The 22,348-nt window shown below is 71.2% G+C and carries 20 protein-coding genes; 9 read left to right on the forward strand and 11 right to left on the reverse strand.

What is annotated here, in order from left to right:
* The first annotated feature begins 48 nt into the window (after nucleotides 1–48).
* On the forward strand, nucleotides 49–1,437 hold the full coding sequence (gene gad / locus Q5696_RS21040; protein ID WP_305093178.1) for a glutamate decarboxylase: 1,389 nt from the start codon (nucleotides 49–51) through the stop codon (nucleotides 1,435–1,437).
* A 33-nt stretch (nucleotides 1,438–1,470) separates the two neighbouring features.
* On the forward strand, nucleotides 1,471–2,082 hold the full coding sequence (locus tag Q5696_RS21045; protein ID WP_305093179.1) for an AAA family ATPase: 612 nt from the start codon (nucleotides 1,471–1,473) through the stop codon (nucleotides 2,080–2,082).
* A 13-nt stretch (nucleotides 2,083–2,095) separates the two neighbouring features.
* Here the strand turns inward: Q5696_RS21045 and Q5696_RS21050 are convergent, their stop codons facing one another.
* Nucleotides 2,096–2,701, reverse strand: a complete 606-nt coding sequence (locus Q5696_RS21050) for a YqgE/AlgH family protein (protein WP_305093180.1) — start codon at nucleotides 2,699–2,701, stop codon at nucleotides 2,096–2,098.
* Between the two features lie 71 nt (nucleotides 2,702–2,772).
* Nucleotides 2,773–3,465: a TetR/AcrR family transcriptional regulator gene (locus Q5696_RS21055; RefSeq protein WP_305093181.1), complete on the reverse strand. Its 693-nt coding sequence runs from the start codon at nucleotides 3,463–3,465 to the stop codon at nucleotides 2,773–2,775.
* Nucleotides 3,466–3,606: 141 nt separating this feature from the next.
* Here Q5696_RS21055 and Q5696_RS21060 point away from each other — a divergent pair, with 141 nt between their 5' ends.
* A complete protein-coding gene (locus Q5696_RS21060; RefSeq protein WP_305093182.1) occupies nucleotides 3,607–4,548 on the forward strand; it encodes an NAD-dependent epimerase/dehydratase family protein in 942 nt (313 codons plus the stop codon).
* 10 nt (nucleotides 4,549–4,558) lie between these two features.
* Complete coding sequence (locus Q5696_RS21065; RefSeq protein WP_305093183.1) at nucleotides 4,559–5,848, forward strand: MFS transporter; 1,290 nt, start codon at nucleotides 4,559–4,561, stop codon at nucleotides 5,846–5,848.
* 18 nt (nucleotides 5,849–5,866) lie between these two features.
* Here Q5696_RS21065 and Q5696_RS21070 read toward each other — a convergent pair whose 3' ends face one another.
* The 8 genes from Q5696_RS21070 to Q5696_RS21105 all read right to left on the reverse strand — a co-directional run bounded on the left by Q5696_RS21070 (nucleotide 5,867) and on the right by Q5696_RS21105 (nucleotide 13,188).
* On the reverse strand, nucleotides 5,867–6,322 hold the full coding sequence (locus Q5696_RS21070; protein ID WP_305093184.1) for a hypothetical protein: 456 nt from the start codon (nucleotides 6,320–6,322) through the stop codon (nucleotides 5,867–5,869).
* A 36-nt stretch (nucleotides 6,323–6,358) separates the two neighbouring features.
* Nucleotides 6,359–8,077: an alpha/beta hydrolase gene (locus tag Q5696_RS21075; RefSeq protein ID WP_305093185.1), complete on the reverse strand. Its 1,719-nt coding sequence runs from the start codon at nucleotides 8,075–8,077 to the stop codon at nucleotides 6,359–6,361.
* Nucleotides 8,074–8,370 carry a hypothetical protein gene (locus tag Q5696_RS21080; protein ID WP_305093186.1) on the reverse strand — a complete coding sequence of 99 codons (297 nt, stop codon included), beginning with the start codon at nucleotides 8,368–8,370 and terminating at the stop codon, nucleotides 8,074–8,076. Before Q5696_RS21080 ends, Q5696_RS21075 begins: the two co-directional genes overlap by 4 nt.
* A 209-nt stretch (nucleotides 8,371–8,579) precedes the next feature.
* On the reverse strand, nucleotides 8,580–9,683 hold the full coding sequence (locus tag Q5696_RS21085) for a sulfate/molybdate ABC transporter ATP-binding protein (RefSeq protein WP_305093187.1): 1,104 nt from the start codon (nucleotides 9,681–9,683) through the stop codon (nucleotides 8,580–8,582).
* Nucleotides 9,680–10,486, reverse strand: coding sequence for an ABC transporter permease (locus Q5696_RS21090; protein WP_305093188.1), 807 nt, complete (start codon nucleotides 10,484–10,486; stop codon nucleotides 9,680–9,682). The genes Q5696_RS21085 and Q5696_RS21090 overlap by 4 nt, the downstream gene beginning before the upstream one ends.
* A complete protein-coding gene (gene modA / locus Q5696_RS21095; protein WP_305093189.1) occupies nucleotides 10,483–11,274 on the reverse strand; it encodes a molybdate ABC transporter substrate-binding protein in 792 nt (263 codons plus the stop codon). The genes Q5696_RS21090 and modA overlap by 4 nt, the downstream gene beginning before the upstream one ends.
* Entirely contained in the window at nucleotides 11,271–11,678 is a 408-nt protein-coding gene (locus Q5696_RS21100; RefSeq protein WP_305093190.1) for a TOBE domain-containing protein, read from the reverse strand. Before Q5696_RS21100 ends, modA begins: the two co-directional genes overlap by 4 nt.
* 58 nt (nucleotides 11,679–11,736) lie before the next feature.
* Nucleotides 11,737–13,188, reverse strand: a complete 1,452-nt coding sequence (locus Q5696_RS21105) for a CCA tRNA nucleotidyltransferase (protein WP_305093191.1) — start codon at nucleotides 13,186–13,188, stop codon at nucleotides 11,737–11,739.
* Between the two features lie 90 nt (nucleotides 13,189–13,278).
* Between Q5696_RS21105 and Q5696_RS21110 the strand changes: the two genes are divergently transcribed.
* The 5 genes from Q5696_RS21110 (at nucleotide 13,279) to Q5696_RS21130 (ending at nucleotide 21,675) form a co-directional block, all read left to right on the forward strand.
* Complete coding sequence (locus tag Q5696_RS21110) at nucleotides 13,279–13,833, forward strand: NUDIX hydrolase (RefSeq protein WP_305093192.1); 555 nt, start codon at nucleotides 13,279–13,281, stop codon at nucleotides 13,831–13,833.
* Nucleotides 13,830–16,274, forward strand: coding sequence for a DUF6049 family protein (locus Q5696_RS21115; protein WP_305093193.1), 2,445 nt, complete (start codon nucleotides 13,830–13,832; stop codon nucleotides 16,272–16,274). The genes Q5696_RS21110 and Q5696_RS21115 overlap by 4 nt, the downstream gene beginning before the upstream one ends.
* Nucleotides 16,275–16,531: 257 nt before the next feature.
* Nucleotides 16,532–20,206, forward strand: a complete 3,675-nt coding sequence (locus tag Q5696_RS21120; protein ID WP_370654955.1) for a lipid II flippase MurJ — start codon at nucleotides 16,532–16,534, stop codon at nucleotides 20,204–20,206.
* Nucleotides 20,207–20,276: 70 nt separating this feature from the next.
* Nucleotides 20,277–20,858, forward strand: a complete 582-nt coding sequence (gene sigM / locus Q5696_RS21125) for an RNA polymerase sigma factor SigM (protein WP_305093195.1) — start codon at nucleotides 20,277–20,279, stop codon at nucleotides 20,856–20,858.
* 64 nt (nucleotides 20,859–20,922) lie between these two features.
* The gene (locus tag Q5696_RS21130) at nucleotides 20,923–21,675 is read left to right on the forward strand and encodes an RsmA family anti-sigma factor (protein ID WP_305093196.1); all 753 of its coding nucleotides are present in this window, start codon (nucleotides 20,923–20,925) and stop codon (nucleotides 21,673–21,675) included.
* A gap of 6 nt (nucleotides 21,676–21,681) precedes the next feature.
* Here the strand turns inward: Q5696_RS21130 and Q5696_RS21135 are convergent, their stop codons facing one another.
* Nucleotides 21,682–22,284, reverse strand: coding sequence for a TetR/AcrR family transcriptional regulator (locus tag Q5696_RS21135; protein ID WP_305093197.1), 603 nt, complete (start codon nucleotides 22,282–22,284; stop codon nucleotides 21,682–21,684).
* Between the last annotated feature and the right edge of the window lie 64 nt (nucleotides 22,285–22,348).

Raw genomic sequence — 22,348 nt, forward strand, 5'->3', positions numbered from 1 at the left:
AGTAGCGTCCTCGGGTGGGAGGGGCTGTCGCGACCGTCGGAGGCACACGTGAGCAGACATCACCACGAGGAGCCGCGGGGCGTCATCGCCCCCGCGTACACGGGCCGGCTCGCAACGAATCCGGTTCCGGCGCTGCGCCTGCCCGACGAGCCGATGGAGCCGCGGGCCGCCGCCCGGTTCATCCACGACGAACTGATGCTCGACGGCAGCTCCCGGCTCAACCTCGCGACATTCGTGACGACCTGGATGGACCCCGAGGCCGGGGAACTGATGGCCGAGACGTTCGACAAGAACCTCATCGACAAGGACGAGTACCCGGCGACGTCCGCGATCGAACAACGATGCGTCAACATGGTGGCCGCCCTGTTCCATGCGCCCGATCTGTCCGAGGACGATCCGGCGTCGGCGACGGGGGTGTCGACGATCGGGTCGAGCGAGGCCGTCATGCTCGCCGGCCTCGCCCTCAAGTGGCGGTGGCGGCAGGCCCGGCAACGGGCCGGACTGGACGCGTCCACCCCGAAACTGGTGCTGGGCAGCAATGTCCAAGTGGTGTGGGAGAAGTTCTGCCGCTACTTCGACGTCGAACCGGTGTACCTGCCGATGGAGCCGGGCCGCTATGTGATCACCCCCGAGCAGGTGACGGCCGCGGTCGACGAGCACACCATCGGAGTCGTCGCCATTCTCGGCACCACGTACACCGGCGAACTCGAGCCGGTCGAGCAGATCGCCCGCGCACTCGACGACGTGGCGGCCGGTGGCGGACCGGACGTCCCGCTGCACGTGGACGCCGCGAGCGGCGGATTCGTGGTGCCGTTCCTCGACCCACACCTGTTGTGGGACTTCAGGATTCCACGGGTGGTATCGATCAACGTGAGCGGCCACAAGTACGGGCTCACGTACCCCGGTATCGGGTTCGTGCTGTGGCGAGACCGCGAACACCTACCCGACGACCTGGTGTTCCGGGTGAACTATCTCGGCGGCGACATGCCCACGTTCACACTCAACTTCTCGCGGCCCGGCAACCAGATCGTGGGCCAGTACTACAACTTCCTGCGCCTCGGCCGCGAGGGCTACCGCGGCATCATGACGTCACTGCGCGGCACCGCACAGTGGTTGAGCGGCAAGCTGTCCGAGCAGGGGGACTTCCGCATCATCAGCGACGGCACCGCCGTCCCCGTCCTCGCGTTCGAACTCGACGGCGACCCCGGCTACACCGTCTTCGACATCTCCCACGAACTCCGCTCCCGCGGCTGGCAGGTGCCCGCCTACACGATGCCCGCCGACGCCGAAGACGTCGCGGTGCTGCGCATCGTGGTCCGCGAAGGGTTCAGCGCCGACCTCGCGCGACTGCTGTTCGACGACATCGTCGCGGTCTGCGAGCATCTGCGTGCGGACGGTGTCGCGGTCCACTCGACGGCACAGCACTTCGCACACTGAACGGACCCGACGCACCGAACTAGGCTCGATGCCATGCTGGTGTGGATCAACGGCGCGTTCGGCGCGGGAAAGACTCAGACGGCATTCGAGTTGCATCGACGTGTGGCCGGGGCGCACGTCGCCGATCCCGAACTCATCGGGTTCGGGATCCACCGGATGCTCCCGGCGTCGGCGCGCGGCGACTTCCAGGACCGGCCTCAGTGGCGGACGGCGGTGGTCGCGACGCTCGCCGACGCTGTGGCAGCGCACGACGGGCCGGTGATCGTGCCGATGACACTCGTGGATCCGGACTACTTCGACGAGATCATGTCCGGCCTGGCAGGAGCGGGCATCGCGGTGCGGCACTTCACGCTGACTGCCTCACCCGATACTCTGCGCCGCCGACTGCGGACACGCAGCGGCTATTGGTTGGGACGTGCGGTGGGCCGGGACGAGACCTGGGCAATGGCGCAGATCGACCGCTGCGTCACCGCTCTGGAATCGGCACGGTTCGCAGAGCACGTCGCCACGGACGATCGCGTCCTCGACGACGTCGTCGAAGATATCGCCGCCCGCGTGGGCGTGCCGCTACCGGGCGCCCGCTTGAACCGGGTTCGCTACCAGGCGCGACGAGCAGCAGTAGGGCTCCGACACATCAGACTCTGAGGCAGGTTCGTCATCAGTTCAGGTCGACATCGATCGGATGCGTCGCCAGTAGGGCCATCGGCAGCGGTTGACGGCGCAGCACCCGCCCCCACACATCGGTGCGGGGCGGACTGATCACATCGGACGGCAACGCGGACAACACGATCCAGTCACCGTTCCCGATCTCGGCATCGAGTTGACCGAACGTCCACCCGGCATAGCCGGCGAAGATCCGTAGCCCGTCCACGAGCGGGGCGATCGGCGCGGGGTCGGCGTCGAGATCGACGATCACGACACGGCCGTCGACACGGCGCAGACCCGCGACCTCGGTGATGTCGGCGCCGACCTTCAGCGTCGCCAGGCACAGCGCCGCCTCCCGTGTCACCGGGCCGCCCACGTGGATCGCCTTCGGATCGGACGCCAGGTCCGCCCACTGCGGCAGGATCTCCTGCACCGACGTCTCGCTGATCTGGTTGACCACGACCCCGAGACTGCCCGCATCGTTGTGTTCGATCACGTAGACGACGGTGCGCCGGAACGTCGGCTCGAACAACTCCGTGGACGCCAGCAGCAGACTTCCCGGACGCACCGTGGGATGCGCCGATGCCGTCCGGTCCTCCGGATCCTCCGAATGCGCCATTCGGTCATCATTCCACCGACACCGCCGAGACGGGAGGTGTGATTCGGGGACGTCTCGGTGTGGTCGGTGCGTCACCCCAGCCCGACGATCCGGTCCAGCACGGTCAGCTGATGCTCGAACAGCATCGCGGGATCGGTGAACGTGTCCGGGCCGTACTGCCCGAACACCTCGAAGTTCACCGCACCGAACAGGGCCGCCCACGCCGCCACCCCGTTCGCGAGTACCGGGCCGGGGACGGTCAGCCCCATGTCGGCGCGGATCCGGTCGAGGTCCGCGGACAGGACCGGGCCGACGGGCGACTCCGCCGGGGTGAGGGCCCCCGCCCGGTACGCGTCCTCGACGATGCCGACGAGTGCCACGACCACCCGGGTGCCGGGGCCGGTCGTGCGTTCGGCGGGCGCGTGATAGCCGGGGACAGGACTGCCGAACAGCAGTGCGTAGCGGGCGGTTTCGCGCACCGCCCACCCGCGGACGGCCCGCGCGAGGGCGTGCAGACGTCCCCGATGGTCGTCGGCCGGCAGTCCCTCGAGGGCGGCGTCCACCTCGGCGCCGAGCTCGTCGTAGGCGTCGACGACCAGCAAGGTGAGCAGGTCGTCGCGGCTCGCGACGTACCGGTACACCGCCGACGACACGACCCCCAGATCGCGGGCGACCGCGCGCAGCGACAGCGCCGCCGCCCCGTGTGTGGCCAGGTGCTCGCGTCCGATGCGGGTGATCTCGGCGAGCGTCCGTTCCCGGGCGCGTTCGCGGGGTGTCGTGGTCATGGCGTCCACCCTGCCCAGATCCGAGAGCACTGTCAACAAATGAGAGCACCGCTCTTGACACCACCTCCGGCGCGGCGCATCCTCGAAAGAGAGAGCACCGCTCTCGGTTCATCGGATCGCCGGAGAGAAAGCGAGCACACCATGCCGAAACTGCAGGTCGTCACCGGTGCCGGACCGGTCGGCCGGACCGTCGCACAGCAGCTGGCCGACGCCGGCCACGACGTCCGCATCCTCACCCGGTCCGGTAGCGGGCCGGAGCATCCCCGGATCGAACGGCGGCGAGTGGACATCTCCGACCCCGCGGCTCTCGCCCCCGCCCTCGCGGGCGCGTCCGCCGTCTTCCACTGCATCCACGGTTCCGCCTACGACGCCCGCGTCTGGGCGCGGGAATTGCCCGCCGCCGAACAGGTGGTGATGGACGCCGCCCGCCGGATCGGCGCCGTGGCCGTGTTCCCGGAGAGCCTCTACTCGTACGGCCGACCGGACGGCCCGATGACCGAGGACAGCCCCCGGACCGCGGCCACCGGGAAGCTCGGGGTCCGCACCCGGCTGCTCGCGGCCCGCGCCGCGCATCCCGCGGACACGGTGTCCGTCGTGGCGTCGGACTTCTTCGGTCCACACGCCCGGACGGCACACGCGGGGGAGCGAATGGTGCCGAATATTCTGCGCGGCAGGACAATTCGTGTCCTCGGCCGGGCCGATGCGGTGCACTCGTTCACGTACGTGCCGGATCTGGCGGCGGCGATGATCACCGCCGCCCACGATCCGAGCCGGTGGAACAGCGTCCTGCACGCCCCCACCGGCCCCGCCGTGACGCAGCGGCAACTGGTGGCGGCGTTCGCGGAGGCCGCCGGGATCCCGGCCCCGACGGTCGGCACGATCCCCGGCCCGCTGTTGCGCGCGGTCGGTGCGGTGCACCGCCCCACCCGGGAACTCGCCGAAACGCTGTACCAGTTCGAGGCGCCCTACGTGATGGACTCGAGCCGCAGCGAACACCTGCTCGGCCTCACCGCGACGCCACTCGACGAGGCCGCTGCCACCACCGTCCGGTGGTGGCGCAGCGAGGTACCGGCGGCCCGTTAGGGTCGGTTGCGTGCGCAGATGGGATTCGGTTCGCGATACGGCGGCAGCAGCCGCCACGACACTGCGCCACTCGCCGGGGCTGGCCCGGCTCACGACGGTCCGGTTCGCGAGCCAGTTCGGTGACGGCCTGTTCCAGGCCGCGCTCGGTGGCGCGATCCTGTTCAACCCGGAACGCGAAACCGAGCCGCTCGCCATCGCCGCCGGATTCGCGGTGCTGTTGCTGCCGTACTCGGTGATCGGACCGTTCGCCGGCGCCCTCCTCGACCGGTGGGACCGGCGTGCGGTGCTGCTGTGGGCGAATCTGCTGCGCGGCAGTCTCATCCTCGTCATCGCCACCCTGCTGATCTCGGGGGCCGGCGAAGGACCGCTGCTGGTGTTGGCACTCACGGCGATCGGGGTGAGCCGGTTCGTGCTCGCCGGGGCGTCGGCGTCACTGCCGCACGTGGTCCGGACGAGCTGGCTGGTGCCGACCAACTCCGTCCTCGCCACCGTGGGGTCGGCGTTCTCGGCCCTCGGCGCCACCACCGCCGTCACCGTCATCGGCATCGTCGGCGCCGGCGATCTGGGATCCGGTGTCGCCGTCGCCGTCGGTGCGATCGGATCGGTCGTCGCGGCCGCGGCGGTCCGCGGGTTCGCCCGACGCTCCCTCGGCCCCGCCGACGACCAGCCGAAAGGCACGGCCGCCGCGGTCCTGTCGGGGCTGCGCACGGGTGCGGGTGCGGTGTGGGAGAAACCCGGGGTGACGACCGTGATGATCGGAATCGGCGTCCACCGTGTCGTTTTCGGGATCGACACCCTCATCATGGTGCTGGTGTTGCGGACCCCTGCCACCGACTCCGGACTGCCCGCCGGCCTCGCCGGATTCGGTGTCGCAGTCGGCGCGACCGCCGCCGGCATGCTGCTCGCCGCGCTCGCCACCCCGTGGCTGATCCCGCGACTCGGCCGCTCCCGGACAGTGGTGACCGCCCTCGTGTTCGCGGTCCTGGTCCAGATACTCTTCGTCGCGTCCCTGACCCAGCCGCTGCTGCTGGCCGGCGCGTTCCTCCTCGGATTCGCCGGCCAGAGCATCAAACTCACCGGTGACGCCGCGATGCAGATCGAGATCGACGACGACCGCCGCGGCCAGGTGTTCGCCCTGCAGGACACCGTCTTCAACATCGCGTTCTGCGCGGCGATCGCCGCCGGCGCCGCCGTCGTCGCCCCCGACGGGCACTCGCTCGGCCTCGTCCTCGCCGGCGCCGGCATCTACACGGCCGGTCTGCTCGCGGTCACCGCCAACGGTCGCCGCACCGCGCGGTGACCGACCCGGCAGCGACCGTCACGGCTCGCCCAGAACCGTATCGAGCCGGCCGTCACCGTCGGTGTCGCTGAGCCGCATCGACATCCGTGCCGGATCGTCCCCGGCCACCAGGATCGTGTCGTCGCGACCGTCGCCGTCGGAATCGACACTGCGCCACACCGACGGCTCCGGAGGTGGAGCCTGCTGAGGCGGAATCGGTGGTGCCGGCGCCTGATCCACCTCGCGGGCCCACACGCCGCGGCCGTCCGGGTCGGCGAACCACCGTTCCCCCGCGCCGTCGAGATCGAGCACCACCCGGTCCGCCCGACCGTCCCCGTCGCTGTCCCACATCACGTCGTCGAGCAGACCGTCGCCGTCGAAATCGAGCCGGACCGCGTCGAACACCCCGTCATCTGTGACATCGACGTCGGCCACCGACGACCACGTGGTGATCTCGCCGTCCCCCGTCCCGAACCAGTACTCGAGTGCGCCCATACCGGTGTGGACGCAACGGGACGGCGTGCGGTTCCGTCACGGCGCAACCGAATTCGCCGGTACCGGTGTACCGCCGTCGACGAGCACCACGTTGCCGGGCAGTCCCGCGACGACGGCGGCCAGGTTGTAGCCGCTGGTCCGCAGCCGGCCGCCGGCGTCCGGGCGCGCGTACTCGCTGTGCCCGGACGCCCCGGCCCGCTCCGTGCCGTCGACGACGGTGGCCGCCGTGGACAGGTGCACGACACCGTCCACCGTGTCCGGACGCGGACCGAACCGTCCCAGCCGGGCGACCACGTCACCGTCCGCGGTCATCTCGTACAGGCGGCCGGGCCCGAGCCCCAGATCGGCCGGGGAACGGGTACCGACGAGGCCGGGGGAGCCGTACACCACCACGTCGTCGACCGGGTGCCGGCCGGGTTCGCGGAGCGCGAGACCGGTGGTGACCGACCCGTACGAGTGCCCGATCGCGGTGACGTGCGGATCGGACCCGGTGTGCGCGGCACCGAGACCGTCGTAGAACCGGGCCAGATCCCGGCCCCCGTCCCGGGCCCGGGACGCCGACGCCACCGCGACACCGCCCGTGGCGACGTCGGTGAGATTCCCGGCGGTCCGCGGCGGATCGTAGCCGATCCACGCGATCGTGGCGACAGTGTCGTCACTGCCGTTGTCCCGCAACTGGTTCGATGCTTCCTCCCGCAGCAGCGACGCCTCGTCCACCATCGAACCGAGACTCGATCGGACCGTCGTGTTCATACCCGGCGTCGTCACCGCGACATGATCGGCGGTATCGGGATCACCGACGGCCACCGCGGCCCGCACCTGCGCCCCGGAGTAGGCGTCGAGCAGCAGCAACCGCCGGTCCGGATGATCACGGACCGCACCCGCCACGGCGTCCAGGTCGGCGATCCGGTCGGTGACGTCCGCCAGCCGCCGGTACGCCACCTGCGCCCCACTGCCGTCGAGGCGGACAATGCTGTCGGCCAACGACTTCTGAATACCCATCAGCTCGTCCCGCACCACCGGCAACCGATCCAGGTTCGCCCGGTGCCGGGCGTCGGCGGGCACCCCGTCCCGGCTCCCGACGTCGTCGGCCGGTATGCCGCGCTGCTGCCCGGGTGTGAGCGCGTCCCACCAGCGCCGGTTCTCCGCCGCGGACGCGTCCCGCGGCGGCGGCAACGGTACCGGCACCACACCGTCCCACACCGCGCCCCGACCGTCGCGGGGCAACAGCGCGAACGCCGACGCGACCGCGGACCGGGCCGCCTCGTCGGCCGCGCCGAGGGCACCGAGCGCCGCCCGGAGCACGGCGCCGTGCTGCACCGCCCGCTGCGCGAGCACACCGAACGCACGGGCCCCGGCGAACCCGAACGTCGAGGACAACACCGCCGTCATCGCCGCCGACGGGGCCACCTCGCCGTCGTCGCCCACATCGAACCCGGCGGCCTGCGCGTCGCCGGCGGCGGACAACACCTCGGCCCGGGTGCGCTCGAGCCGGGGAACAGCACCGTGCGCGGCATCGGCGGCCGACCCCAGCACCGACACCGCCCGGACTCCCAGACCGCGGATCTCCTCGCCGCGGCGGCGGGCACTCTCGGCGGCGTCACCGCCCCAGTGGTCCCGGGTGCCGTCGACGGCCCGGAACGCCACCGCCAGTTCCCCGTCGAGGACGTCACCGCACCGGCGCCACTCGTCGGCCTGCCGGGCCAGCCCGGACGGTGTCCATGCCCGCGCCCGCGACACGGTGGGCACGCTCACCGCGGATCACCCGCCGCGAACAGCAGGGACGCCGCCGCCTCGTCCGTGCGGATGTAGTCGTCCGCCGCCTGCTGCGCGAGCCCCGACCAGCTGTGCAGCAGCTCCGCGACCACCTCCACGACCCGTCCCGTCGCCCGCGAGCCGGTATCGCACGCATCCACCACCGACGCACCGTCGAGCATCGAACCCACCTGTACGTCAGCAGGTTTCGCAGTATCGATATCCTTGCCTGCCGCACCGACCGTCCGTGCCGCCGCGGCCAGCAGCTCCGCATCGACCCACACCTCGGCCATGTCGTCCCCCTCACCCGTGACGTCCCACCCGCCCGGACGTTACGGCACCCTCGGCCCCCGACACCCCGCCCGACACCCGGTTATCCACAGGTTGTTCCCCCTTGTGGACAACTCGTGGGCCCTGTTTTCCGGGGCCTCCCTTGTGGCCGAATGTCACACCGGTTCAGTCGGACTGAACGCATGTGACATTCGGCCACAAGGGGAGACGACTACAGGCCGTCACCCGGCGGGACGTGGGCCGCACCGGCCGCGTAGACGGCGACCTCGGTGGCCTTGACGACGAAGAACACGTCGGCGCCCGGGACGAGGTCGAGATCGGCGACCGCGCCGGCGGTCACGTCGGCGACCAGGCCGGGGGAGCCGTCGGGATGGTCGTCGGCCCGCACCCGCACCGCACCGCCACGGCCGGTGACCTCGGCGATGCGCACCGGGAACACATTGCGCGGGCTACCGTCCGGGCGCGTCCGGTACACCGCCACCGCGGTGGGGGCGAACACTGCGACCGCGTCGTCGCCGACCGGGTACGACGCGTCCACGACACCGCGCACCGGACCGGCCACCGTGTGCAGTCGATCGCCGTCGAACCGTCCGGCGAGCAGGTTGACGCCGGCGATGCGGGCCGCGAAGGTGCTGCGGGGACGTGCCAGCACCCGGTCCACGGGGCCCTCCTCGACGATGCGTCCCCCGTCGACGACGATCGCGCGGTCGGCGAGCGCCAACGCGTCGAGGACGTCGTGGGTGACGACGACCGCGGTCCGGCCGTGCTCGCGCAGCACCCGTCGCAGCAGGGCCCGGATCGTGGGGGCGGCCGCGACGTCGAGGGCGGCCATCGGTTCGTCGAGCAGCAGCAGGGCCGGTTCGGCGGCGAGGGCCCGCGCCACCGACACCCGCTGAGCCTGCCCGCCGGACAGTTTCCGGGGACGGCGTCCGGCCAGATCGGTCGCGTCGACCTCCGCCAGCCACCGGTCCGCGGCCGCATACGATTCGGTTCGGCCCCGGCCCGCGCTGCGCGGGCCGAACGCCACGTTCTCCCGCACCGTCAGGTGCGGGAACATCAGCGGCTCCTGCGCCAGCAGTCCCACCGATCGCCGATGCGGCGGCACCGCAACATTTTCCGCCGTGTCGGTGAGAACGTGGCCGTCGAGGACGACCCGGCCGACGTCCGGGAGGAGCAGCCCGGCGACGACGTCGAGGAGTGTCGACTTGCCGGCCCCGTTCGGCCCCAGGACGGCGAGAACCTCACCGGACTCGACCGTGAAATCCACGTCCACGCCGCGTAATTCGATACGGGCGGACACGTCGAGGCCGGTCACAGGGCACCTGCCGGACGCCGGGACCGCACCCCGACGACGATCACGACGGCCACCACCACCAGTACCAGCGACAGCGCGACGGCGGCGTCCGGATCGATTTCCCGCTGCAGGTAGATCTCCAGCGGCAGCGTCCGGGTCACTCCCTGCAGGCTGCCCGCGAACGTGAGGGTGGCACCGAATTCGCCGAGTGCCCGCGCGAACGCCAGCACCGCACCGGAGATCACCCCCGGTAGCACGAGCGGCAGCGTCACCCTCCGCAACACCGTCGTGGGCCGCGCGCCGAGGGTGGCGGCGACGGCCTCGTAGCGGCGCCCGGCCGTGCGCAGGGCCCCCTCGAGACTGATCACCAGGAACGGCAGTGCCACGAACGTCTGCGCGAGCACGACCGCCGTCGTGGAGAACGCGATCTGGATTCCGGCGGCCTCGAGGTGCCGGCCGATCAGGCCGTGCCGCCCGAACGTGTACAGCAGCGCGAGTCCCCCGACGACGGGCGGCAGCACCAACGGCAGCAGGACCAGGGACCGCAGCGCGGCGAGTCCGGGGAAGTGGCAGCGGGCCGACACGAGCGCCATCGGCACCCCCAGCAGCAGGCACAACAGCGTGCTCGCCGACGCCGTCTTCAGGCTCAACCACAGTGCGGCACGGGATGATTCGGAAGTGACGAGGGGAACGAAGTGCGCCCAGTCGACACCGGCGAGCATCGCGGCGAGGGGCAGCACCACGAGCAGCCCGCCCACGGTCGCGGGCACGAACACCCAGCCGGGCAGCCCGGCCGGGGTCCGTCCCGTCGACCGGTCGGTCACGGCGCCCCGAACCCCGCGTCGGACAGCACCTGACGGCCCTCCTTGCCGAGTACGAACGCCACGAAACGCCCAGCCGTGTCTGCGTTCTCGGATTCCTTCAGCACCGCGATCGGGTAGGTGTTGACCACTCGCTCGGCCTCCGGGAACGGCACCGCCTCGACCTTGCCGCCCGCACCGGCGGCGTCGGTGACGTACACCAGGCCGGCATCGGCCTGCCCCGTGACGACCTTGCCGAGGACGTCGGTCACCGACGACTCCTCACTGACCGGTGACAGCCCGACCCCGGTGGCGTCCTCGATCTTCTGGGCGGAGGTCCCGCACGGCACCTGCGGGGCGCACACCACGACCTTCACGTCGGGGCGCGCCAGATCGGCGAACGACGTGACGTGCGCGGGATTACCGGGCGGCACCGCGATGGTGAGGATGTTGGTCGCGAAGTTCACCGGGGCGGCCGCGGGCAGACCGGCCTGCACCGCCTTGGTCATGTTCGCGGTGTCCGCGGACGCGAACACGTCGCCGTGCGCACCCTGGTCGAGTTGGGTGACCAGCGACGACGAGCCCCCGAACGAGAAGGTGACGGTGGTGCCCGGATTCTGCTCCTCGAACCGGCGCCCCAGTTCGGTGAACGTCGACTGCAACGATGCCGCGGCGAACACCGTGAGCTGCTGTTCGGCAACGGTGTCGGTGGTGGATGCCGCCGCCTCGTCGGGGGAGCTGCCGCCGCATCCGGACAGCAGCAGGACCGTCGCCGCGGCGATCCCGGCCGTGACCGCCCGCAACCGCCTCACGCGACCGCTCCCGGAGTCTCCACGATCACCGTCGTCGCCTTCACGACGGCGACCGTGACGCTGCCCGGTTCGAGCGCGAGCTCGCGGGCGGCGTCGGCGCTCATCAGTGACACGACGACGAACGGGCCGCACTGCATCTCGACCTGCGCCATCACCCCGTCGACGACCACTCGGGTCACCAGACCGGGGAACCGGTTGCGCGCCGAACTACCCACGCCCAGTGGATCCTCCGGGGTGCGGGTGGCGTTGACCCGGGCGAACTCGGCGAGCTGCCGGCCGTCGACCACCATCCTGCCGGTGTCGTCCTTGTGGGCGTCGAGGGTGCCGGCGTCGACCCACCGGCGGACGGTGTCGTCGCTGACGCCCAGCAACTGGGCTGCGTCGCGGATCCGAATTTCGGGCATTCACGGAGTCTAGGTCCGTGGATACGGAAGGTTCAACGGATCCGTGTCGCAGATACGGCTACTTCGGCTGTTCCGCCCACCACGCCAGCAGTGCCGCCTCGGCCTCGTCCCGCTCGAGCGGGCCGCGGTCCAGGCGCAGCTCCTTGAGGAACTTCCAGGCCTTGCCGACCTGCGGTCCGGCCGGGATCCCGAGCAGTTCCATGATCGCGTTGCCGTCGAGGTCCGGGCGCACCCGCGCCAGATCCTCCTGCTCGGCGATCCGGGCGATCCGCCTCTCGAGGTCGTCGTAGGTGGCCTGCAGCTTCGCCGCACGTCGCTTGTTGCGGGTGGTGCAGTCCGCGCGGACCAGCTTGTGCAGCCGGGGCAGCAGGTCACCGGCGTCGGTGACGTAACGACGGACCGCCGAATCGGTCCACTGGCCCTCGCCGTAGCCGTGGAAACGCAGGTGCAGGAACACCAGCTGGCCCACGTCGTCGACCATCTGCTTGGAATACTTGAGCGCCCGCATCCGCTTGCGCACCATCTTCGCGCCGACCACCTCGTGGTGGTGGAAGCTGACGCCGCCGCCCGGCTCGTTGCGCTTGGTGTCCGGCTTCCCGATGTCGTGCAGCAGCGCCGCCCAGCGCAGCACCAGGTCCGGGTCGCCGTCCTCGAGGTCGATGGCCTGCTTGAGCACCGTCAGCGAATGCCAGTACACGTCCTTGTGCTGGTGGTGCTCGTCGATCTCGAGCTTCAGCTGCGGGATCTCCGGGATCACGTGCGCCGCGAGCCCCGTCTCGCACATCACGTCGACACCGTCGATCGGGAACTCGCCGAGGATCAGCTTGTCGAGCTCGGTGTGCACCCGCTCGGCGGTGATCCGCTCGATCTGTCCGGACATCTCCACGATCGCCTGTTGCACGCGCGGGGCGAGGGTGAACCCGAGCTGCGAGACGAAGCGGCACGCGCGCAGCATCCGCAGCGGGTCGTCGTTGAACGAGATCTCCGGCGCCGCGGGGGTGTCGAGGACGCCCGCGAGGAGCGCGTCCATACCGTTCAACGGGTCGACGAACTCGAACGTGCCGCTGCCGTCGACCCGCACCGCCATCGCGTTGACGGTGAAGTCGCGACGGACCAGATCCTCGTCCAGCGTCGTGCCGTACTGCACCTCGGGATTGCGGGTGACGCCGTCGTACGTGTCGGTGCGGTAGGTCGTGATCTCGATCTGGTCGGCGCCCTTCGCGGCACTGATCGTCCCGAACGCGATGCCGGTGTCCCACTGGTTGTCGGCCCAGCCGCGCAGGATCTGCTGCACCTGCTCGGGGTGCGCGTCGGTGGTGAAGTCGAGGTCGGTGCCGAGGCGGCCCAGCACGGCGTCGCGCACACTGCCGCCCACCAGATACAGCTCGTGCCCGGCCTCGGCGAAACGCGCACCGAGCGGATTCAGCACATCCGACAGGGCACTCAAGGTCTCGTGCGCACCGCGGAGCAGTCGGGCACGCCGGTCGGCGGCGGGGGTGGGGGCATTCACGACCGCAAACCTTACCGAGGCCCGGGAGCGGCCGGATCGCGCTGGCGTGGGAATCCGGCAGTTCGAGCCGCGTCAACTACGATCGATGAGGTGTCCGCCGCCGAACGTTCCAACCGCAACCGCCGCTCCTCGCGGCGTCGCGGTTCCGGCACGGGTTCCGGCGCACCACACCTGCGCACGGTGCGGGAAACGTCCGCCGGAGGACTGGTCGTCGACGGTCTCGGCGGGCCCCACGACAAACTGTGCGCCGCCCTCATCGGCCGCACCGACCGGCGCGGACGGCTGCTCTGGTCCCTCCCCAAGGGGCACATCGAGCAGGGCGAGACAGCCGAACAGACCGCGATGCGGGAAGTCGCCGAGGAGACCGGCATCCGCGGGTCCGTCGTCGCCTCCCTCGGCAGCATCGACTACTGGTTCGTCACCGAGGGCCGCCGCGTCCACAAGACCGTGCACCACTATCTGATGCGTTCCCTCGGCGGGGAACTGTCCGACGCCGACATCGAGGTCACCGAGGTGGCCTGGGTGCCACTGTCCGAACTGGACTCCCGCCTCGCGTACGCCGACGAACGCAAACTCGCGGAGATCGCCGGACAGCTCATCGCGGACATGGAGCACTCACCCGTCGGGAGGACCGGCGCGGAATGACAGTGGCATCGCGTCCGGCATGGCGACGACCCGGTGCCTCGATCCTCACGGCGCTGACGCTCGTCCTCATGCTGATCAGCGCCGTCGCAGCGATCGGGACCGGCACCGCGTCCGCGCAGACGACCGGGCAGGACACCACCGACCCCACGACGGCCGGGACCCGGGCACCCGCCACCAAATCCCGCGGGCAGCCGAAATTCCTGGCACTGAGCGTCGACGCCGTCACCCCGACCGCCGTCACCACCACCACCGACCCGGTCGTCACCGTCACCGGCACCGTCCGGAACGTCGGCGACCGGCCCGTCACCGACATCGGGGTCCGGTTGCAGCGGGCGGCCGCGGTCTCCGCGAGCGAGGAACTGCGCACGTCCCTGGACCTGGACCAGGGGGCGTTCGACACCGTCGGCCCGTTCGTCCAGGTGGCGTCCGAACTCGACGTCGGTGAACGCAAACAGTTCACGCTGTCGCTGCCGCTGCGGTCGCGGGCCGGCTGGTCCCTCGACATCACCGAACCCGGCGTCTACCCGCTGCTGGTCAACGTCAACGGCAGCCCCGAGTACGGCGGGCAGGCCCGCCTCGACGACGCCCGATTCCTGCTCCCGGTACTCGGGTTGCCGCAGTCGGCGGGCTCGTCCGAGACGGCGCCGCAGGGCTCGCAGTCCGGGTCGGCGACCGCGCCCGTCCCCCCCGACACGTCGAATCCGCTGGCGGTCACGATGCTGTGGCCGCTCACCGACGAACCCCGGCTCGCGGCCGGTGTCCCCGGCTCGGTCGGCGACAAGGTGCGGCTCGTCGACGACGACCTGGCCCGATCGCTGTCCTCGGGCGGCCGGCTCGACGGGCTCCTCGACGCCGTCGAATACGCGACCGGACCCGACGTGGACCGGGACCGGCGGCTCGCCGACAGCATGTGCCTGGCCGTCGACCCCGACCTGCTCGTCACCGTCGGCAACATGACCCGCGGCTACCTGGTCGTCGACGATCCCACGGACCCGACCGGGCCGGCCCGGGACGGGACCGGACGCGACGCCGCCGCCGACTGGCTCGACCGGCTCACCACCCTGGCCCGCACGATGTGCGTCACCGCGGTGCCGTTCGCGCAGGTCGACCTCGCCGCGCTGAGCCGGGTGAACGATCCGTCCCTCACCGCGAGCGCCCTGACGTCGCCGTCGGACATCGTCGACGCCGTTCTCGGGGTGACGTCGCAGCGCGGGGTCACCTGGCCCGACGCCGGCGTCCTCGACGACGGCACCGCCCACCTGCTGCAGCAGCTCGGGTCCACGACGACGGTGCTCGCCGCGAACGCCGTCGAAACACCGTCCGCGACCACGAGCGGAAAGGTCACGCTCGTCCGCGACGGCGACACCACCGTCGACGCCACCCTGTTCGACGTGTCCGCTGCCGCCGCGCTGGCCGCTGTCGGCACCGACCCACAGACGCCGTCGTACGTGCCCGAACGGGCGCGCTACAACCTCGACCGGGACTCCCGGACCGCCCGACTGCAGGACGCGCTCGGCGCCGTGACCTGGTCGGCGCTGCAGAAGCCCGGCAGCCGGTCGGGGGAGCGGTCGATGCTCGTGGTGCCGCCGCAGCAGTGGTCCGCCGGCAGCGACGAGGCCGCGACGATCCTCTCGACGGTCTCCACCCTGTTCCGGACCGGTCTCGCGACACCGCGCCCGCTGAGCCGGGTACTCGCGCAACCGCCCGCGTCCCCCACCGACGCGACCCTCGCGTATCCGCAGCGGGCGATCGTCGACGGGACCCCCGACTCCGTCGAGCAGGGCGTGGCCGCGCAGATCCCGCGCATCGACGAGATGGCGGCCGCCCTGGTCGACGACCCGCAGGTGCCGCTGACCCCGACCCGGTTCCTGACCCCGCTGCGCGAGGACCTGGTGCGGGCGATGAGTCTGTCCGGGCGCCGCGACCAGGACCCCGGGTCCGTCGCCGCCGCCGAGGAGGCCGCGGCCGTCCGCGTGCACGCCGTCACCACCACGATGGACGGCATGTTCCGGGCGGTCACCATCCTGTCCCCGGGCGGCGTCTACACCCTCGCCTCCGAGCAGAGTCCACTGCTGCTGGTGGCCCGCAACGATCTGCCCGTGGCGATCTCGGTACGCCTGCGGGTCGACGCCCCGGACGAGATGCACGTCACCGATATCGGGCCGCAGCAGTTGCCGCCGCGCGGCAGCCGATCCTTGCAGGTCCCGGCCGAGGTCTCCGACTCCCGCACCATGGTGGTGAATTTCTCATTGACCACCGAAAGCGGCCACCACCTGGGTGAACAGGCATCCGTCACGGTTCGATCGAATGCGTACGGCCAAGCTTTGGCGATAATTACCGCGTGCGCTGGTGCGCTACTGCTGTTCCTCGCCGGACGACGACTCTGGCACCGATTCCGAGGCCAGCCCGACCGAGCCGACGAAGGATACGAACGCCGATGACCGAGAACTCTCCCGACGAGGGCCATCGGTCGCCGCACCGTCCACTGCCGCCTCACGGCCGGCCACCGCTGCCGCCGCACGCCCCCCGCCCCGTCCCCCCGGGCGGTCGACGGCCGCTGCCACCCGGTGGCCCGCGGCCCGCACCCCAGGGCATCCCCCGCCCCGTTCCGCCCGGTGCCCCCCGCCCCGTTCCGCCCGGTGCACCACGGCCCGTGCCGCCACCGGGACAGCGTCCGCCCCGGCCGCTGCCGCCCCGCATGGGCCCACCGCCGGGGTTGCGCCCCGGACCGCCCGGCCCGCCGCCGCCCCGGATCCAGCCGCAGCGCCCGCTACCGTCGCGACCCGCCCCGGTCACCACCGCACCGGCACCGGCCCCGGCGGCCGAACCGGAGAAGAAGAGCCTGCTCGCGGCCACCGGATCGATCGCGATCGCGACGCTGATCAGCCGTATCACCGGCTTCCTCAAGCAACTGCTGCTGCTGACCGCGCTCGGCCCCGCCGTGGCCAGTGCGTTCACCGTCGCCAGCCAGATCCCGAACATGATCTCCGAACTGGTGCTCGGCGCGGTGCTCACCGCGATCGTGGTGCCGGTGCTGGTCCGGGCCGAACGCGAGGACCCCGATCAGGGGGCGGCGTTCGTCCGGAGACTCTTCACCGCGGCCCTCGCGCTGCTGGGTACCGCCGCGCTGCTGGCGACCGCTGCGGCACCGATCCTGACCACCTATTTCTTCCTGCCGCCGGACGGCAAGGTCAATACGGCGCTGGCCACCGCACTGTGTTTCCTGCTGCTGCCCGCGATCCTGTTCTACGGCCTGTCGGCACTGCTCACCGCGATCCTCAACACCCGGCAGGAGTTCAAACCCGGTGCGTGGGCGCCGGTCCTGAACAACCTCGTCGTGCTCGGCATCCTCGCCGCCTACTGGCTGCTCCCGGGAGAGATCTCGCTCGACCCGGTCCGGATCAGCGACCCGCACGTGTTGCTGCTGGGGCTCGGTGTCACGGCCGGTGTCGTCACCCAGGCGATGAGCCTGATCCCCGCGATCCGCCGGCAGGGGATCTCGCTGCGCCCGCTGTGGGGCCTCGACGACCGGCTCAAGCAGTTCGGCGGCATGGCGATCGCGATCGTGCTGTACGTACTGATCAGCCAGGTCGGCATGGTGTTCGCCACCCGCGTGTCGGCACACGCCGACGAGGCCGGCCCCGCGATCTACAACAACGCCTGGCTGCTGCTGCAACTGCCGTACGGCGTCCTCGGTGTCACCGTGCTGACCGCGATCATGCCGCGGCTCAGCCGCAATGCCGCCGCCGACGACACCCCCGCCGTCGTCGACGACCTGTCGGTAGCCACCCGCCTGACGATGATCGCGCTCATCCCGGTCATCACGTTCCTGACCTTCGCCGGCCCGCAGGTCGGTCACGCCCTGTACGGCTACGGCAACTTCGGTGCCGGCAACGCCGAACGGCTCGGCGAGGCCGTCAGCTGGTCGGCGTTCACACTCGTCCCGTACTCGCTGGTGCTGATCCACCTGCGCGTGTTCTACGCCCGCGAACAGGCGTGGACCCCGACGTGGATCATCCTCGGCATCACCGGTGTGAAGATCGTGCTGTCGGCGCTGACACCGCTCGTCGCCGCGGACAACCAGCAGGTGGTGGTCCTCCTCGGTGCCGCGAACGGTCTCTCGTTCATCGCCGGAGCGCTCATCGGTGGGTTCCTGCTGCACCGCAGCCTCGGCGACCTGCGGATGGCGAACGTCGGCAAGACGGTGTGGGTGGTGCTGCTCGCGTCCGGTGCCGGCGCCGTCGTGATGTACGCGGCCGACACCCTCCTCGGCCTCGACCGGCTGTCCGAGAACTTCGGCGGCCCGGGCGCGATGATCCGGGTCGCGGTCACCGGCGCCCTGATGCTGGTCGTCACGTTCGTCCTGTTGTGGCTCGCGAAGGTGCCGGAGATCCTCGCGATCACGGTGGCCGTCCGCCGCCGGATCCCGGGACTCGGCGGCTCCGCCCCCGAACCGTCCGACACGCAGCGCGGATACGAGTCGGAGACCGAGCTGATTCCGGTGGTCCGGGACCTGCCGCGGTCCATCGATAGACCGGACGGTCTCCCGTACCCTGGACGCAGCGCATACGTCGGTCAGGACTACATACCCGACGAGTTCATAGAAGGAGCGCGTGTGAGCGACGACGACGGTGCCGACGACAAGACCGGTACGGCCGGCGACGCCGGCAACATCACTGCCGACACCCCGTCCGGCACCACCGTCGAGAACGACACCCCGGCCGCCCCGGAGCCGTCGGACATCCCGGAACGTCCTCGCCGCCGCGACCTGAACGTCGACACCGGGGTGTTCCCGATCGGGTCGCCGCAGCTGCCGCCGATCCGGGTCTCGGGCCCCGACACCGAGCCTCGGCGCCCGCTGCGCGGCCCCCAGCTGATCGCCGGCGCGTCCGTCGCGGGTGGGCGCTACCGGCTCCTGGCCCCGCACGGCAGCGCCCGGGGACTGCAGTTCTGGCAGGCCCTCGACGTCAAGCTCGACCGCGAGGTCGCACTCACGTTCGTCGACGCCGACCAGCAGGCCGAGGGCCAGGCGGCGACCGGCCCCGACGGACCGCAGGCCATCCTGTCGCGGACCCTGCGCCTGGGCCGGATCAACTCGCCCGGCCTGGCCCGCGTCCTCGACGTGGTACGCGGCAGCTCGGGCGGCATCGTCGTCGCCGAGTGGACGCCGGGCCGGTCACTGAAGGAGATGGCCGAGACCGAGCCGTCACCGATCGGTGCCGCCCGCGCGGTGCGGGCACTCGCCGCGGCCGCGGAGGCCGCCCACCGTGGTGGCAGTGCCCTGTCGATCGACGCCCCGGACCGGATCCGCATCAGCACGGCCGGTGACGCGGTGCTCGCGTTCCCGGGCACCCTGTCCGACGCCGACCCCACGTCGGACGTCCGTGGCCTCGGTGCGATGCTCTACGCCCTCGTCACCGACCGCTGGCCGCTGCCGGACGCCGGCGACGGGTCCGGCATGCAGGCCGCCGACCGGGACGAGTCGGGCCGTCCCGTCGAGCCCCGGGTCGCGCGCCCCGACGTGCCGTTCGAGATCTCCGCGGTCGCGGCCCGGGCACTCGGCGGGGACAGCGGTATCCGCACCGCCGCCACCGTGCAGCACATCCTGGACCAGGCCACGGTCGTCGACCAGAAGACCGATCTCATGCCCGCGCTGCGGCTCGGTCAGCGGGCCCCGGGTAGTTCCGGGCACGCCCTGGCCGACCCGGAGGCCGTGGCAGCCGAGAAGCAGAAGTCGAATCGCACACTGATCGCGCTGGTGTCGCTCGGTGCCCTCACCGTGCTGGTGCTGGCGCTGATCGGCTGGTGGCTGGCGAACCTGCTCACCGGCGGCAGTTCCGACGAGCCGCTCACCGACCAGAACTTCGGGCTGACGACCACGGCGGTGGCACCGCCGCCGTCGACCGAAGCCCCCACGGCCGCACCCGCGGTGACGACCACGGTGGCCCCGGCCTCGGTGTCGGTGTTCTCGCCGCAGGGCACCCCGGACAGTGCCGCGAACGCGCCACTGGCGATCGACGGGGACCCGGCGACGGCGTGGAGCACCGACGCGTACTTCCAGCCGTTCCCGTCGCTCAAGTCCGGGGTGGGGTTGATGGTGTCGCTGCCGGAGGCCGCGAAACTGGCGGGCGTGCAGATCATGTCGTCCACCCCCGACACGCAGGTGGAGATCCGGACTGCACCGGCACCGAACACGTCGCTCGACCAGACCCGGGTGATCGGGAACGCCACCCTGCGGGACGGGGTGACGGACATCCCGGTGTCCGCAGACGGTGCCACCAAGAACGTGCTCGTGTGGATCACCGGCCTGAGCACGGCGGACGGGAAGAACCAGTCCAGCATCGCCGAGATCACGTTCACGGCGGCTCCCTGACCCACCCCGGGCGGGTGTCCGGTACCTCCCGTGTACAGGTACCTCGCAACCGATCGGTTAGCATCCGCCGGTGCGAATCTTCAGGGGGGTCGCCAGGGCGGAGCTGTCGGATGCCGAGCTCCTGGCAGCGCACGCGTCGGGTGACGGGGACGCGTTCGCGGAGCTGCTTCGTCGCCATTACGAGCATCTGTGGCACGTAGCGAGGCGGACGAGTTACACCGTCGAGGACGCGGAGGACGCGTTGCAGGAGGCGCTGGTGTCGGCGCACCGCAAGGCGGGGACGTACCGCGCGGATGCGGCCGTGCGCAGCTGGCTGCACACGATCGTGGTCAACGCGTGCCTGGACCGGCACCGCCGCAACCGGGCGCGTCCGGCGGTGTCGTTGTCCACGGACGAGTCGATCGATCCCCGCGACGAACACGACCGGATCTCCGAACGGGAGACGACACTGCTCGTCGACCGGGCCCTGCAGCAGTTGCCGCCCGAGCAGCGGGCCGCGATCGTCGCGGTGGACCTGGAGGGATATTCGGTGGCCGAGGCCGCCCGTCGCCTCGGTGTTCCGGAGGGGACGGTCAAGAGCCGGTGCGCGCGAGCCCGGCTCAAGCTCGCATCACATTTGGAATACTTGCGCGACGCAGGGAACCGATCTTGATTCCCTCGCGTCTTATCTGATCGAAGGCACAAATCGTGCGCCGGAACCGGGGACAGGAGGTGGCATGACGGTCCACGACGACGAGATGGCGGGCCCCCCGTTCTCGGCGGATCTGCTCGCCGATCTGCACGCCGGTGTCCTGTCCGACGAGGACAGTGCCCGGTTGTGGCCGCTGGTGCGGCAGGACCCGGCCGCCGTCGAGGTCCTCGCGGCGCTCGACGCCGTGTCCGCCCGGCTCGGCGAGGCCGGACGCGATCACAGCGTGGGCACCCCCGTCCCGGATGACGTCGTGCGTCGTATCGATGCCGCGCTCGGCCTGCCGGCGTCGCGTCCCGACCGGACGGTGGTCGCACTCGATCCCACCCGGTCCCGGCGCCGACGGGGTGCGTGGATCGGTGCCGCGGCCGCCGCCGCGGCCGCAGTGGTCGGCGCGGTGGCCGTGTTCGGGGGAACCGGCGGCTCGGATCCGTCCGGTAACACACCGATCGTCGCCTCTCCGACCGAAACTCCCGGGGGGATCACCGATCTCGGCTCCGACCTGGACGACACCCAGGTTCTGACGTTGCTGAGCAACACCACGCCGACGACACCCACCGGCGCGCTCGCCGACCCGCAGCAGCGGGCCGGATGCCTGCAGTCGAACGGCATCGCCCGGGCCACCCCGGTACTGGCGATACGGGAGGTTCGGTTCCGAGGTGTCACCGCCGTGCTGGTGCTCGTTCCCGGCCCGCGACCACCGACCCTCACCGCACTGGTCGTCGGCTCGGCGTGCGATGCCACCCACCCCGAACTACTTACGCGTACCGAAATAGGTTGAGGCCGATCATTTTTCGTCGTCGTCACCGCTCCGGTCCGCCACGGGCAGCAACAGTTCACGAATACGTTCCCTGAGGGCGGGGGTGTCGTCGTCCGTCGCGACGAGGCTCGTGAACAGCGCAGCTCCCGATGCGAGAACCAGGATTGCCTTGGCGTCCAACAGGTCTCGCGTCTCTTCCGCATCGTCTCCGGCTCCGTGCGCCGCGAACAGCGCGGCGGCCGGACCGCTGAACCCCTGCCACAGCGCGGCACGCAGATCGTCGTGGTCCCGTAGCGCGGCGAGCAGACCGGGCAACGCCTCCCGAACGTCGGCGCGGGAGAACAACTGGGCGCTACCGGTGATCACCCACTCGATCCAGCCCTCCCGGTCGGTGCCGTCGAACGGGGCGAGGTCGGGAACCGCGCCGAGGAGTGCGTCGAGCACCAGATGCGCCTTGGACGGCCAGCGCCGCGACAGGGCCGCGCGTCCGACACCCGCGTGCGCCGCGATACCGCGCATGCTCAGCCGCTCCCAGCCGACGTCCAACAGCAGTTCCCGTGTGGCGGCCAGGACGTCGGCGTCGATGCGCGGATCTCGAGGCCTGCCCGTGCTGCCGGTGTGTGCGTTCATCGCCCCGCATTGTCGGACAGAACCGGGCGCTCGCGCCATTCCTTCGACTCCGGCACCGCGTCGG

The sequence above is a fragment of the Prescottella sp. R16 genome (genome assembly GCF_030656875.1).
Lineage (GTDB): Bacteria > Actinomycetota > Actinomycetes > Mycobacteriales > Mycobacteriaceae > Prescottella.